This window comes from Methyloversatilis sp. S146-33, from assembly GCF_059552495.1.
Genome location: NZ_JCANOT010000036.1, coordinates 25,279 through 39,609 on the forward strand (window position 1 = coordinate 25,279; position 14,331 = coordinate 39,609).

Genomic DNA, 14,331 nt, shown 5'->3' on the forward strand with positions numbered 1-14,331 from the left:
ACCGAGGGTGCAGCTTCCGTTACCTGCCGAAAAATATGCGGAGTGCAATCGATGCAAAAGAAGCTGCAGCAAACCGGGCTGGTCATGATCGGACTGTGTGCCGGGGTACTGCTCAGTCTCAATTTCTCCGCCAACGCGAACAAGCCGGTCGGCAGCACGCTGCCGGTCGAGGAACTGCGCCAGTTCGCCGACGTGCTGAATGCGGTGAAGTCGGGCTATGTCGAGCCGGTCGATGACAAGAAGCTGATCACCCACGCGATCAGCGGCATGCTGTCGGGTCTCGACCCGCACTCGGCCTACCTCGACCAGGACGCGTTCAAGGATCTGCAGGCCGGCACCCAGGGCGAATTCGGCGGCCTCGGCATCGAGGTCGGCATGGAAGACGGCTTCGTCAAGGTGGTGTCGCCGATCGAGGACACGCCGGCCTTCCGTGCTGGCGTCAAGGCGGGCGACCTGATCATCAAGCTGGACGACACCTCGACCAAGGGACTCACGCTGAGCGACGCGGTCAAGCGCATGCGCGGCAAGCCGGACACCAGCATCCGCCTGACCATCGCGCGCAAGGGCGAAACGAAGCCGATCGAGGTCACGCTGACGCGCGAAATCATCAAGGTGCAGTCGGTGAAATCGAAGCTGGTCGAACCCGGCTACGGTTACCTGCGCCTGACGCAGTTCCAGGAAGCCAGCGCCGAGGACCTCGCCAAGCACATCGGCAAGCTGTACAAGGACGGCGAACTGAAAGGTCTGGTGCTCGACCTGCGCAACGACCCGGGCGGCCTGCTGCACGGTGCCGTGGGCGTATCTGCCGCCTTCCTGCCGCCGAAGGCGACCGTGGTGTCGACCGACGGCCGCACCGAGGACGCCAAGCGCCGCTTCATCGCCGCGCCGGAGGATTACCTGCGCGGGTCGCGCGAGGACTATCTCGCCACGCTGCCGGCCGGCGCCAAGTCGGTGCCCATGGTCGTGCTGGTGAACTCGGGTTCGGCCTCGGCGTCGGAAATCGTCGCTGGCGCGCTGCAGGACCACAAGCGCGCGGTCATCATGGGCACCCACACCTTCGGGAAAGGCTCGGTGCAGACCATCATGCCGCTGGCCAACAACACCGCGATCAAGCTGACGACGGCGCGTTACTACACGCCGAACGGCCGCTCGATCCAGGCCAAGGGCATCGTGCCGGACATCATCGTCGAAGAGACGCCGAATGGCAGCGGCGGTGGCATCCGTTTGCGCGAAGCCGACCTCGACCGTCACCTCGGCAACGACAAGGAACCCGAGGAAGCCGCACCGAAACCCGCCGCTGGCGCCAAGGGCAAGCCGGCGAAGGAGGAGGACGAGGATGCCAAACCGGCCGCGCCGTTCGAGTTCGCCACCGCGTCGGATTACCAGTTCACCCAGGCCTTGAATCTGCTGAAGGGATTGCAGATCATCCAGAAAAACTGAGGCCCGCCGTACCTGGCGGGCCGTGCGGCGATCTGCGGATCGCCGCCGGATGCAGGAGCTGAACCATGGTCGCACATGCCAGCCAGCGTCGTTTCGGCCGCGAACACCGCGCGCCGCGCAAGCCCGGATACGGCCCCCAGGCCGGCCTGATGAAGCACCGCGAACTGCGCTTCTGTCGCCGCTGCCCGCGCCGCGTCGATGAGGCGCTCGCGCTGCTCGCCGCGGTCGGCGGCATTTCGGTCACCGCGCAGGGCGATCGCGTGGTCGCCATCGAGTACAGCCTGACCGACCACAGCTTCCGCAGCATAGAGCGGGCACTGCGCGCGCACGGCTTCGTACTCGACGGTTCGCTGAAGATGCGACTGATCCGCACGATGCTCTATTTCTGCGAAGACACCCAGCTGCGCAACCTGAAGCAGCCGGAGCGACTGATCAAGAAGTCGAACGAAATCTACGTCAAGGCCTGGCAGCACCACCCGCACGGCGATCACGACGACACGCCGAGCGAACTGCGCGAGTATCGCTGACCGCCCGTTTCCCCACCGCTACACGCCGCCGCATCCGCCGGCGGTCACTTCTTCATGAATGACCAGCAACTGCTGCGCTACAGCCGCCACATCCTGCTCGACCCGATAGGCATCGAAGGACAGGACAGACTGCTCGCCTCGCGCGCCCTCATCGTCGGCGCCGGCGGCCTCGGCTGTCCGTCGGCGCTCTACCTCGCGGCGGCCGGTGTCGGCACGCTGGTGATCGCCGACGACGACGACGTCGACCTGACCAATCTGCAGCGGCAGATCCTGCACCGCGAACACTCGGTCGGCCGCGCCAAGGTCGAATCGGCGCGCGAAACGCTGCACGACGTCAATCCGGGCACCGAGGTGATCGCGCTGAAGAAGCGACTGGCCGGCGACGAACTGCTGGAACAGATCGCCGCCGCCGACGTGGTGCTCGACTGCAGCGACAACTTCGCCACCCGCCACGCGATCAACCGCGCCTGCGTGGCAACCCGCACACCGCTGGTGTCGGGTGCCGCAATCCGCTTCGACGGTCAGGTGTCGGTATTCGACAGCCGTGAGCCGGACGCGCCGTGCTACCACTGCCTGTTCCCGGAGGGCGGCGAAGTCGAGGAGGTGCGCTGCGCGGTGATGGGCGTATTCGCGCCGCTGACCGGCATCATCGGCACCGTGCAGGCGGCCGAAGCGCTGAAGATCCTCGCGCAGACCGGCCGCACGCTGGCCGGCCGCCTGCTGCTGCTCGACGCACTCGGCATGGAGTGGCGCAGCATCACGCTGCCGCGCGACCCCGGCTGCGCCGTCTGCGGCGAGGGCCGGAGCCCCAGCTAGCCCCTAGCCCCTAGCCCCTAGCCCCTAAAAAGGCTAGTGCAGCTTCACGTGCGGCTCGGTGCTCTGCTTGATGAAGCGTGCCACCGCGTCGAGCGAGCTCTTGACCCAGCCGTGCAGCGCGATCTGGTGCATCTGGTACAGCGAGCGGTACATCATGCGCGCGACCAGACCCTCGATGAACATGCTGCCGCCGACCACGCCACCCATCAGGTTGCCGGTGGCGCCGCTCTTGCCGAGCGACACCAGCGAGCCGAAGTCCTTGTAGCGGAAGGGGCCGGGGTCACCCTTACCTTCGAGCCGCATGGCGAAGATCTTCACCAGATAGCTGGCCTGCTGGTGCGCCGCCTGGGCGCGCGGCGGAATCGTGCCTTCGCCGCCCAGCCACTGACAGGCCGCGCAGTCACCGAAGGCGTAGATGTCCGGGTCGTGCGTGGTGACCAGGTGGTCATCCACCACCAGCTGGTTGATGCGGTTCGACTCCAGCCCGCCGAAGCCGGACAGCATGTTCGGTGCCTTGATGCCGGCCGCCCACACCATCAGGTCGCCGCGGATGAAATGGCCGCTGGCGGTGACCAGACCGTCATGGCGCACTTCGCTGACACGTTCCGACTTCAGCACGTCGATGCCCATGCCACGCAGCAACTCTTCGGCCGACGCCGAAATGCGCGCCGGCAGCGCCGGCAGCACGCGGTCGGCCGCCTCGATCAGCGTAATCCGCACGTCCTGGCGCGGGTCCATGCTGTGCACCCCGAAGGCGCGCAGCACCTTGCTGGTGTGGCGCAGTTCGGCCGACAGTTCGACGCCTGTGGCGCCAGCGCCGATGATGGCGATCGACACTTCGTGCGGTTCGCCGCGCTCGGCACGCGCGTCGGCGCGCATGCAGGCGGCGACCAGCTTCTGCCGGAAGCGCTCGGCGTCGTGCGTGGTGTCCAGCGCCATCGTGTGCTCGTCCGCACCGGGAATGCCGAAGGTGTTCACCGTGCTGCCGATGGCGATCACCAGATAGTCGTAATGCAGCTCGCGCTCGGGCAGCATCGGTTCGCCGTCGAAGTCGGCCACTGCCTCGATGTGGATGGTCTTGCGCGTGCGATCGATGGCCGTCATCCGGCCCATCTGGAACTCGAAGTTGTGCCAGCGCGCCTGCGCGACGTACTCCAGCCGGTGCATGTGCATGTCCATGCGCCCGGCGGCGACCTCGTGCAGATGCGGTTTCCAGATGTGGATGGGCGAAGCATCGACCAGCACGATGTCGGCCTGCCCTTTGGCGCCGTAGCGGTCGCCGAGCTGGGTGACCAGTTCGAGGCCGCCGGCGCCGCCGCCGACCACCACGATGACGGGTTTCTTGGAATTATTCATGATCTCCTCGGAGCGAAGTCCGCCCTGCACGGGAGCGGACGGCGCATTCTGCTACAGCCCCCGCCGCTTGTGCAGGGCGGGGCTCCGGGTGTCATGGCGGCGGAACAGTCGACCGCCCAGTGTGTTCAGCCGCGGCGCAACGAAAGCAGCACAGCAACGACGGCGAGCGCGCTCAGCCACAGCAGCGACCACTCGGGAATGTCGAGGCCGAGTATCGGCGGCAGCTTGGCACCGCAGGCGCCATCGGCGAAGAAGGCCTGCGGGAACCACTGCGCCGGCGGCAGGCTGTTGACGAAATCCTCGACCGGATCGAGGCCGCAGCTGACCGACGGGTTGTACAGCACATAGACGTGACGCCCGGCCACCGCCGCGCCGGCGGCCGCGATCAGCGCCGACACCCACAGTCCGCTGCGCGCCAGCGCTCCGCCGAACAGGCCGCTCAGCAGGAAGAACACGCCGGCACCAAAGAAGGCGTAGCGCTGCAGGATGCACAGCGGGCAGGGCGCCAGACGCTCGACGTGCTGCAGCCACAGCGCGAAGGCGAGCAGGCCGAAACAGAAGTAGGACAGCAGGAAGTAGATGCGCGTACGGGCAATCGGGGTCATCGGGGACTCGTTCTCGTTGTTGGGACAGCCGGTGCGTCAGAGCACGTAGCGCGCGAGGTCCTCGCTCTGCGCCAGTTCGCCCAGCCGGGCGTCCACGTAGGCAGCGTCTATGGTGAGCGAGCGGGCGTGCTGGCCGGCGTCGAAGGACACCTCCTCCAGCAGCTTTTCCATCACCGTGTGCAGTCGCCGCGCGCCGATGTTTTCGGTGCGCTCGTTCACCGACCACGCCACTTCGGCCAGCCGGCGGATGCCGTCCGGCGCGAAATCCAGCGTCACGCCATCGGTTTCCAGCAACGCCGCGTACTGGCGCGTGAGGCAGGCATCGGTGGCGGTCAGGATGCGTTCGAAGTCATCGACCGACAGCGACTCCAGCTCGACGCGGATCGGAAATCGGCCCTGCAGCTCGGGAATCAGGTCGCTCGGGCGCGACAGGTGGAAGGCGCCGCTGGCGATGAACAGGATGTGGTCGGTCTTCACCATGCCGTACTTGGTCGTGATCGTCGTGCCTTCGACCAGCGGCAGCAGGTCGCGTTGCACGCCCTGCCGCGAAACATCGGCACCGCCGTGGTCCGAGCGCGACGCCACCTTGTCGATCTCGTCGAGGAACACGATGCCGTTCTGCTCGACCGCAACCAGCGCCTGCTGCTTCACTTCGTCTTCGTTGATCAGGCGCGCCGCCTCTTCGTCAGTCAGCACGCGCAGCGCCTCGCGGATCGGCATCTTGCGGCTGCGCCGGCGTTGCGCGCCGATGTTCTGGAACATCGACTGCAGCTGGCCGGTCAGCTCTTCCATGCCGGGCGGCGTCAGGATTTCCATCGCGGCCGGCGCCACCGCCACCTCGATGTCGATCTCCTTGTCGTCCAGTTCACCCTCGCGCAGCTTCTTGCGGAATTTCTGCCGCGTGCCGCTCTCGTCGGTCGTCGGCGCATCGACACCGAAACCGACCGGCCGCGCCGGTGGCAGCAGCACGTCGAGGATGCGGTCCTCGGCGGCGTCCTCGGCGCGCGTGCGTACCGCCTTCATCGCGCGTTCGCGCAGGTCCTTGATGGCGATTTCGACCAGATCGCGGATGATGGTGTCGACATCGCGGCCGACATAGCCCACTTCGGTGAACTTGGTCGCTTCGACCTTGATGAAGGGCGCGTTCGCCAGCCGCGCCAGCCGGCGCGCGATCTCGGTCTTGCCGACACCGGTCGGCCCGATCATCAGGATGTTCTTCGGCGTGATTTCGCTGCGCAGCGGCTCGGCCACCTGGGCGCGGCGCCAGCGGTTGCGCAGCGCGACGGCCACCGAGCGCTTGGCGCGCGTCTGGCCGACGATGTGCTTGTCCAGTTCGGACACGATTTCGGAAGGGGTCATGACTTGATCCGCAGGGGTCACGGCGCTCACCACTCGATGCTTTCTATGGTGTGACTCTGGTTGGTGTAGATGCACAGGTCACCGGCGATGCCGAGCGACTTCGACACCACGTCGCACGCCGACAGTTCGGTATTCTCGACCAGCGCACGGGCCGCCGACTGGGCGTAGGCGCCGCCGGAGCCGATGGCGACGATGCCGCCCTCGGGTTCAAGCACGTCGCCGTTGCCGGTGATGATCAGCGAAGACTCGCGGTCGGCCACCGCCAGCATCGCCTCCAGCCGGCGCAGCATGCGGTCGGTGCGCCAGTCCTTGGCCAGTTCGACCGCGCTGCGCAGCAGGTTGCCCTGGTGCTTCTCCAGCTTGGATTCGAAGCGCTCGAACAGCGTGAAGGCGTCGGCCGTGCCGCCGGCGAAGCCGGCCAGGATGCGGCCCTGATAAAGCCGCCGCACCTTGCGCGCGGTGGCCTTGACGACGATGTTGCCGAGCGTCACCTGGCCATCGCCACCGAGGGCGACCTGACCCGGGCGACGCACCGAAAGTATGGTGGTGCCGTGATACTGTTCCATCGCAATTCCCGAAAAATGCCGCGGAGGCTGCGCACTTTAAACCATGCGCAGCGGGGCGCCGGTGGCGCTAGAAGCGGCGTTGCTGGATTTCCGCCACGGCGGCGACACCGATCAGCAGCAGCAGCGCCGCCACCATCGGCCGCACATCGACCAGACGGGGCTGGCGGCCGGTCGCCTGCACCGCGGTGATCACGTTGAACAGCAGGCCGGCGCTGATGAAATCCATCCGGCAGAGCTCGGAACAATCGACCTTCATGACCCCCTGCGGCAGGTCAGCCGCCTGCAGCACGGCAAAGGCGTCCTGACGGGCGCCGACGATCTCGCCGCGCAGCGCAATGCGCGCATTCTTCTCGACCGGCGCCGGTTCTGCCGCGGCCGGCGCGAGCACCGACGACACCCAGCGCGCGTCCCACGACGGCGGCGACAGCTCGAAGGTGACCGCGTACTGGATCGCGAATTCCTCGAAGTTGGCTTCGTCGCCCAGCTGCTGCAGCGCTTCCAGGTAGAGCAGCCACTGCGCCGGCCCTTCGGCCTTGCCCGGCACGATGCGCGGCGCCAGCAGGTCGCGCAGCACTGTGGCGCTGAGCATGGCCACGCCGTGGCCGCAGCGGCGCAGCGCAACCAGCACGTCGAGCAGCATGCGCGCGCCGTCCTCGTCCACGTCGTGCAGACGGGCGACATCCACCCGCACCACATGCGCCTTTGAACACAGGCGGTCGATCTGGTCGATGGAGGCGCGGCTGGCCGCGGTCAGCTTGCCCGCCAGCGTCAGCGTGGGCGGGCCAGCGGTCGCGCCGCGCGACGGAGACGCCGGCCAGGCCGGCGCCGAACGTTCGAAGCGCTCAGCGTAGGCCAGCGCGTGCGCCTCGAAGGCGTCGACACGGCCGAGCGCGTGACAGAGGTCGAACAGCATGGCCCACACCTGTTCGGTCGAACTGCCGAGATCGCCGAAGGTGGCGCGTTCCAGCGTGGACAGCGCCGCTTCATCGTCACCATTGGCAAACAGCATGGCCGCTTCCTCGACCACCGGGTGCAGCCCGCTGGACACGTCCTGCACCTGCAGCTCGCCCTTGCCAGCGCGGCGCGCACCCTCCAGCGGATCGCGCGACACGAAATCGAGCGACATCAGGCCGGCAGACGACGGCGGATCGCTGGCCGGCATGCTGTCGGGCGGGCGCGACGCAGTGGCCGTCCCCGCGGCCGGTGCGGTCGGTCGCACCGGCTTGCGGGTTTCGACCTGCGGCGCAGGTGTTTTCTTGAAGAAGGAGAAAGCCACGGATGGGTCCGGATCGGGGCGCGAACCGTAATTAACGGCGCATCGATTCACAACTGCAACGATCGGTAACTTTACCTTTCAACCGCAGCGGGCGGCACCCCCGAAGGCGTAAGAAGACGTGACAAGGTGCTGCAAGGGCACAAATCGGCGCCCAGGCGCGACGGGCGCGGCATTTACCGCACCCGTAACGCACCCGACAACGGTCAGAAGGTGGCGCGCAGGCCGGCCATGATGCTGCGGCCAGGCATCGGTGCGATGCCCTTGAGGAAGGACACGTGGTTGCGCGCCTCGGTGTCGAACAGGTTGTTGCCGCGCAGCCAGGCCTCCCAGTTCACGCCGGCCGCCTGGAAGCCGTAGCTGGCAAAGGCGTTGACCAGCGCGTAGCCGGCCGTCGGCGTGCCGAGATCGTCGACCCGGTCCTGCCGGCGGGCGCCCTGCACTTCCAGCCGCAGGTTCAGCGCCTCGCGGTGCCAGTTCAGCGCCGCCATGCCGCGTACCGGCGCGATGCGCGGCAGCGGCTCGCCGGTGTCGCGGTTGGCGGCGCGCACCATGTCGGCCTGCAGGTCGAGGTGCAGTTCGCCGGCACAGCGGCACAGCAGCAGATGGGCCTGCGCCTCCAAACCATAGAACTTCGCCGGCACTGCCTGGTAGGCGAACTCGGGCAGTTCGCCGGCCGGATCGATCAGGCCGTCCTCCTCACGGCGGAGGCCGGTGTCGGCGAGCGCGATGAAGTTGCGGAAGCGGCTGTGGAACACACCGATGCTGCCGCTGTGATCGCCGCGCTTGACGCGCAACTGGGCGTCGATCGAGTTCGACTGTTCCTTGTCCAGCGCCGCGTTGCCGACCTCGTAGTTGCCGGTGGCGGCGTGCGGGCCGTTGGCGAACAGTTCGTAGAAAGTCGGCGCGCGCTCGGTGTGCGCCAGCTGGGTGGCGACCGAGAAGGTGTCGTTCAGCGGATAGACCGCACCGAAGGCGGCGCTGCGCGCGGTGAAGCGTCGTTCCTGCGCCGGATCGAAACGCGGCGTACCCGGATTGTTCGCGTCGTCCGGGCCGCCGCCGTCGCTGCCCACCTCGACCCGCTCGACGCGACCGCCGAAGGTGAGCTTGAGCTCGCCGATGCGGGTTTCCTCGAACAGGAAAAGTGCGCGCGTGTCGGTGTTGGTCGAGGGCACGAAGGCTTCGTCGCCCAGCGCCGAGAACTCGCTGCTGTCGAGTTGCATGCCGACCACACCGCGGAAGGGGCCGAGCTGCGCGTGCGCAGCCTCGACCCGCAGGTCGGTGCCCTTGCTGAAGAAGCGTGTTTCGGGCGAGCCGTCGTCCAGTTCGACGTGCTTGTAGTCAGTATGGCCGGCGCGGAACTTGACGCCAGTGATGAAACCGTCGATTTCGCGCAGTTCGCCAGCGAGGTCCCAGCGCTCGCTGCGCATATCTATCGTGATGTTCTCTTCGGCCACCGTGCCGTAGGTCGAATCGAACACGCCGTAGGAGGCGCCGACATAACCGCGTTCGCCGGCGAAGGAGGCGCCAAAGCCGCCGCCCTCGGTGTCGGCGGCCGAATTGCGCAGGCGGCCATCGGGGATGCGCAGATCGGAGGTCGAGCGGGTGAAGCCGTCGGCGTGCAGATTGAAACCGTTCGTGCCGAACTCGACACGGCCGGCCAGCGCGCGGGTCGAGTCGGCGCCGCCGACGAGGCCATCGACGCGCCCGCTGGCGCCATTCATCGGCGACTGCGGAATTCGGTTGTCGAGCGCATTCACCACGCCGCCGACCGCATTGCCGCCATACATCAGCGCCGCCGGGCCACGCACCACCTCGACCCGCTCAACCACCAGCGGATCCACCGTGGTCGCGTGGTCGAAGGACAGCGAGGACGCATCGACGGTGGCGCCGCCGTTGCCGAGGATGCGCACGCGGTCGCCGTCGAGGCCGCGGATCACCGGCCGGCTTGAGTTCGGACCGAACCAGGTCGAACTGACGCCCGGCAGATTGCCGACCGTCTCGCCCAGCGTGCTGGCGCCGCGCAGCGTGAGGTCGTGATCGTCCATCACCGACACCGGGCTGACCAGATCGGACAGGTCGCTGCCCAGCGGATTGCCGGTGACGACGATGGCCGGAAGGTCCTGGATGGCCTGGGCGAAGACCGGAACGGAAAAGGACACGGAAGCGGCTGCCGCGAGGGCGCCGCCGACAAAACGATGGATCTGCATGAAGTTCTCCCCGCGTCCGGACACGGACGCGCGCCCGCGCGTGATCACGCGGGTCAGTCTGAATGTATGAAGTGCATGCCCCGGAGGGGGCGACGGATCAGAGCGGGGAGGGGGCAGGCGGCCCGTGCGCACAGGGCTCGGGCGCCGCACCATGGGCCGCGACGCGCAGCGAAGCGGCCCGCAGCACGTGCGACAGATCGGGAACAGCCGGGTCGGGCGCGGCGCCGACAGACAGCTGGGTCAGGGAATGGGCGGACAGGCAGTCCGGACAGACCGGCGCATGCGCCGGGTCGCCGTCGTCCTCGGCGGTCAGCGAGACACCGGCCGCCGGGACGTGTTCGAAGGCATGGACGAGCGTGACGTGCTGTGCCCCGATCAGGCACAGCAGCAACATGACGAGCCGCAACGCGGAAAGGCGTCGGAACATCGCGCGTCCGGGCCCGGCCTCAGTCGCCGTACAGCTTCTGCAGACGTTCGCGGCGCTCCTGCGCCTCGATGGTCAGCGTCGCGGTCGGGCGGGCGAGCAGGCGGCCGATGCCGATCGGCTCGCCGGTTTCGTCGCAATAGCCGTATTCGCCGGCATCGATGCGGTCGATCGCCTGTTCGATCTTCTTCAGCAGCTTGCGCTCGCGATCGCGCGTGCGCAGTTCCAGCGTGTGTTCCTCTTCCACCGTGGCGCGGTCGGCGGGGTCGGACACATTGTCGACCTCGCGCATGTGCTCCACGGTTTCATCGGCCTTGCGCAGGATGTCGTCGCGCATGCGGGCGAGCAGGTCGCGGAAGAAGGCGAGCTGCGCCTCGTTCATGTAGTCCTTTTCCGGCATCTTCAGGATGTCGGCTTCGGTCAGCGGCTTGTCGGCCTTGCTGGCGTTCTTGGTGGCCATCCGCATGAACTCCCGGGGATTGGAAAGGCGAAGAGGATACCAATGTTTTGGCAAAAAACTGCGTAACGCTTCACTCGATCCTGAGCAGCAGCCCCTTCAGGTACTCGCCCTCGGGAAAAGCCAGCCCCACCGGGTGATCCGCCCCCGCCGACAGGCGCTTCAGTACGCGCGCCGACACCCCGGCGTCGGCTGCCGCGTCGGCGACGATCTTCTGGAAGAAATCGACGTCGACGCCACCGGAACAGGAATAGGTCATCAGCAGACCGCCCGGCGCCAGCAGCCGGAAACCGAGCAGATTGATGTCCTTGTAGGCGCGCGCCGCCGACTTCGCGTGCGCGGCCGACGGCGCGAACTTCGGCGGGTCGAGGACGATCAGGTCGAAGCGGCGGCCCTCGGCGCGAAAGGTGCGCAGCGCCTGGAACACATCCGCCTCCAGCCATTCGGCGCGCGCGGCGTCGATCTGCGGGTTGTGGCCGACATTGCGCTGCGCCGTCGCCAGCGCGGGGCCGGAGGAATCGATGGACAGCACCGATTCGGCGCCGCCGGCCAGCGCGTGCAGCGAAAAGCCGCCGGTGTAGCAGAAGCAGTTCAGCACGCGACGACCGGCGGCCAGTCCGCCGCACAGCCGGCGATTTTCGCGCTGATCGAGGTAGAAGCCGGTCTTGTGGCCGCCGGCCACGTCGATCTCGATGTTGACGTCGCCCGCCACGCCGGGTTCGGCGATCACCGGGAAGGGCGCATCACCGTCGCCGATCAGCCAGCCGCTGCGCGGCTCCAGACCTTCGAGCGCGCGCACGTCCGAATCCGAGCGCTCATAGACGCGTTCGATGCCGGTCGCGCGCACCAGTGCGTCGGCGATGGTTGTGCGCCACTTCTCGCCGCCGGCGCTGGTGATCTGCAGCACGATCACGTCGGCGTAGCGGTCGGCGATGACGCCAGGCAGGCCGTCGGACTCGCCGTGCAGCAGGCGCACGCCCCCGCGCGGACCGAATTCGCCGGCCAGTTCGGGCAGGTCGCGCCGCTGTTCGACTGCGCGTGCGACGGTGCGGCGGAAGAAGGCATCGTCGATCGATTCGTCACCGAAGGTCCACATGCGGGCGCGGATCTGCGACGCCGGCGAGAACGCGGCGCGGCCGAGCGCGCGCCCGTTGGCCGCCTGCACCAGCACGGTGTCGCCCGGCCGGGCGCGACCGTCGAGGCGGTCGACCGAACCGGCGAATATCCACGGATGACGGCGCATAACCGAGCGCTCGCGGCCCGGAGCGAGAATCAGGGTGGCGCTCATGGTCTGTCAGTCGTCACGCTGCGCCTGCCGAAAAGGCCGGCTTTGCAAAGCCGGCCCTCCTGAGCGAACAAAGTGAGCGTGGGAGCCTTCATCTCACCCCAGCTCACGGATCAGCGCGGCGCCGAGCAGTTCGCCGATGCGCTCCAGGTAGAGCGTGCCCATGTCCGGTACGAAGCGCGCTGCGTCGTTGGCGCCCAGCGCCAGCAGACCGACCACGCGCGATTCGCGGCGCAGCGGCACCAGCGCCATCGACTGTACGACCGGGGCCGACTCGCCAAACCAGGCGGCGACACCGAGATCGTTCACCGGGCCGCAGTAGGGCTGGCGCGCCTCGTTCGCGAACACGCGGATGCGCTCCTCGACCGGCTCGAACACGTCGCCGTCGCGGGTGAGCACGCTGTTCCACAGGCGCAGCGCCGTGTGCGGCACCGAAAAGCCCTCGGACAGCTGCTCGCGCAGCGCCACCATCACGGCGTCGAAGCTGCCGGCCGTCATCAGCGCGATGGACAGCGCGTGCACACGCGTCGAAATGACGTCGTTGTCCTCGCCGAAACGCAGCAGTTCGGCCAGTTTCAGCTCCAGCAGCTTGGCCTTCTCGCGCAGCGTCAGGATCTGCCGCTCGGTGATCGAGATGGCGCGGCCGCCGTGCGGGTGCGGCACGTACAGATGGGCGAGCAGGTCGTGATAGTCCTCGAAGAACTGCGGGTGGTCCTGCAGGTAACGCGCGACGTCGTCGGCTTTCATGGGGGTACTACTCCAGATGGATGTCGGCTTCGAATACGGTGACGGCAGGGCCGGTCATCAGGACGGGCTGGCCCTCGCCGGCCCAGGCGATGTTCAGTTCGCCGCCGCGCGTGCTGACGCGCACCGGGCTTTCCAGCAGGTTGCGGACGATGCCGGCCACCACGGCGGCGCAGGCGCCGGTGCCGCAGGCCAGCGTTTCGCCGGCGCCGCGCTCATACACGCGCAGCCGGATGTGGTGGGCATCGACCACCTGCATGAAGCCGGCGTTCACGCGCGCCGGAAAACGCGGGTGCGATTCGATCAGCGGACCCTGTTGCGCCACCGGCGCGTGGTCGACGTCGGCCACCACCTGCACTGCGTGCGGGTTGCCCATCGACACCGCGGTGATCGGCACCGCGCTGCCGGCCACGTCCAGCGGCTGCACGAAGGCGTCGGAATCGGACTGGAAGGGGATGCGCGCCGGCTCGAACACCGGCACCCCCATATTCACCGTCACGTTGATGTCGTCGGCGGCGGTCAGCGTGATGACGCCGCTCTTCGTTTCGACGCGGATTTCGCGCTTGTCGGTCAGGCCCTGCTCGCGCACGAAGCGCACGAAACAGCGCGCGCCATTGCCGCACTGTTCGACCTCGCCGCCGTCGGCATTGAAGATGCGATAGCGGAAATCGACGCCCGGCTGCTGCGCGCGCTCGACCACCAGCAACTGGTCGCAGCCGACGCCGAAATGGCGGTCAGCCAGAAAGCGCACCTGATCAGGCGTCAGATCGACGCGCTGGCGGATCGCGTCGATCACGACGAAATCGTTGCCCAGACCGTGCATCTTGGAAAAACGGAGCTTCATTCAGTCACCATGGAAACGTAGTCGCGCCACACGCAGCGGTCCATCACGACGGTCAGGCCGGCCGCCTGCGCGCGCAGCGCAGCCGCTTCGTCGATCACGCCGTCCTGCAGCCACACGGCCGGCAGGCCCAGCGCGATCGCCTGATCGACGAAAGTACCGACGCGGTCGGCAGCGATGAACAGGTCGACCAGATCGATCTGCCGGCGCAGGTCTTCGGGAATGTCGGCCAGCGAGGCATAGGCCCGCTCGCCCAGCACCTCGGTCGCCGCCGGGCGCACCGGCACGATGCGCCAGCCGAAGCGCTGCATGCCGCGGGCGACGCGATGACTGGGACGGGATGCATTAGGCGACAGACCGACCACGGCCACCGTGCGCACGCGGCGCAACAGGTCTGCGATGGCCTGCGGCGCAGGATTCGTAAACAT

15 protein-coding genes are annotated in these 14,331 nt (G+C 67.8%); 3 read left to right on the forward strand and 12 right to left on the reverse strand.

Going from position 1 to position 14,331, the window contains the following annotated elements; translation table 11 throughout:
* The first annotated feature begins 51 nt into the window (after window positions 1-51).
* From AC51BJ_RS14615 to AC51BJ_RS14625, 3 genes are all read left to right on the forward strand, one after another.
* Window positions 52-1,440: a S41 family peptidase gene (locus tag AC51BJ_RS14615; protein WP_496280710.1), complete on the forward strand. Its 1,389-nt coding sequence runs from the start codon at window positions 52-54 to the stop codon at window positions 1,438-1,440.
* 65 nt (window positions 1,441-1,505) lie between these two features.
* Window positions 1,506-1,967 carry a hypothetical protein gene (locus tag AC51BJ_RS14620; RefSeq protein WP_020163029.1) on the forward strand — a complete coding sequence of 154 codons (462 nt, stop codon included), beginning with the start codon at window positions 1,506-1,508 and terminating at the stop codon, window positions 1,965-1,967.
* A 54-nt stretch (window positions 1,968-2,021) separates the two neighbouring features.
* Window positions 2,022-2,783, forward strand: a complete 762-nt coding sequence (locus AC51BJ_RS14625) for a HesA/MoeB/ThiF family protein (RefSeq protein WP_496280711.1) — start codon at window positions 2,022-2,024, stop codon at window positions 2,781-2,783.
* 33 nt (window positions 2,784-2,816) lie between these two features.
* On the opposite strand, the gene AC51BJ_RS14630 is transcribed toward AC51BJ_RS14625, so the two are convergent.
* The 12 genes from AC51BJ_RS14630 to AC51BJ_RS14685 form a co-directional block, all read right to left on the reverse strand.
* Entirely contained in the window at window positions 2,817-4,139 is a 1,323-nt protein-coding gene (locus AC51BJ_RS14630) for an NAD(P)/FAD-dependent oxidoreductase (protein ID WP_430432514.1), read from the reverse strand.
* A gap of 125 nt (window positions 4,140-4,264) precedes the next feature.
* Window positions 4,265-4,744, reverse strand: coding sequence for a disulfide bond formation protein B (locus AC51BJ_RS14635; RefSeq protein WP_304001645.1), 480 nt, complete (start codon window positions 4,742-4,744; stop codon window positions 4,265-4,267).
* Between the two features lie 36 nt (window positions 4,745-4,780).
* A complete protein-coding gene (gene hslU, locus AC51BJ_RS14640; RefSeq protein ID WP_430432513.1) occupies window positions 4,781-6,103 on the reverse strand; it encodes an ATP-dependent protease ATPase subunit HslU in 1,323 nt (440 codons plus the stop codon).
* A 26-nt stretch (window positions 6,104-6,129) separates the two neighbouring features.
* Window positions 6,130-6,669, reverse strand: a complete 540-nt coding sequence (gene hslV / locus AC51BJ_RS14645; RefSeq protein WP_304001649.1) for an ATP-dependent protease subunit HslV — start codon at window positions 6,667-6,669, stop codon at window positions 6,130-6,132.
* Window positions 6,670-6,736: 67 nt separating this feature from the next.
* Window positions 6,737-7,945 (reverse strand): STAS domain-containing protein, encoded by a 1,209-nt coding sequence (locus AC51BJ_RS14650; RefSeq protein WP_496280712.1) that lies wholly within the window; start codon window positions 7,943-7,945, stop codon window positions 6,737-6,739.
* Window positions 7,946-8,148: 203 nt separating this feature from the next.
* Complete coding sequence (locus tag AC51BJ_RS14655) at window positions 8,149-10,152, reverse strand: TonB-dependent receptor (protein WP_496280713.1); 2,004 nt, start codon at window positions 10,150-10,152, stop codon at window positions 8,149-8,151.
* A 97-nt stretch (window positions 10,153-10,249) separates the two neighbouring features.
* Window positions 10,250-10,579 carry a hypothetical protein gene (locus AC51BJ_RS14660; protein ID WP_430432510.1) on the reverse strand — a complete coding sequence of 110 codons (330 nt, stop codon included), beginning with the start codon at window positions 10,577-10,579 and terminating at the stop codon, window positions 10,250-10,252.
* Window positions 10,580-10,598: 19 nt separating this feature from the next.
* Window positions 10,599-11,036 carry an RNA polymerase-binding protein DksA gene (gene dksA / locus AC51BJ_RS14665; RefSeq protein ID WP_019915761.1) on the reverse strand — a complete coding sequence of 146 codons (438 nt, stop codon included), beginning with the start codon at window positions 11,034-11,036 and terminating at the stop codon, window positions 10,599-10,601.
* 70 nt (window positions 11,037-11,106) lie between these two features.
* Window positions 11,107-12,321 (reverse strand): class I SAM-dependent rRNA methyltransferase, encoded by a 1,215-nt coding sequence (locus tag AC51BJ_RS14670; RefSeq protein ID WP_496280714.1) that lies wholly within the window; start codon window positions 12,319-12,321, stop codon window positions 11,107-11,109.
* Between the two features lie 93 nt (window positions 12,322-12,414).
* Window positions 12,415-13,065, reverse strand: coding sequence for a DUF484 family protein (locus tag AC51BJ_RS14675; protein WP_430432508.1), 651 nt, complete (start codon window positions 13,063-13,065; stop codon window positions 12,415-12,417).
* Window positions 13,066-13,072: 7 nt separating this feature from the next.
* On the reverse strand, window positions 13,073-13,906 hold the full coding sequence (gene dapF, locus AC51BJ_RS14680; RefSeq protein ID WP_496280715.1) for a diaminopimelate epimerase: 834 nt from the start codon (window positions 13,904-13,906) through the stop codon (window positions 13,073-13,075).
* A complete protein-coding gene (locus tag AC51BJ_RS14685; protein ID WP_496280716.1) occupies window positions 13,903-14,331 on the reverse strand; it encodes a CoA-binding protein in 429 nt (142 codons plus the stop codon). Before AC51BJ_RS14685 ends, dapF begins: the two co-directional genes overlap by 4 nt.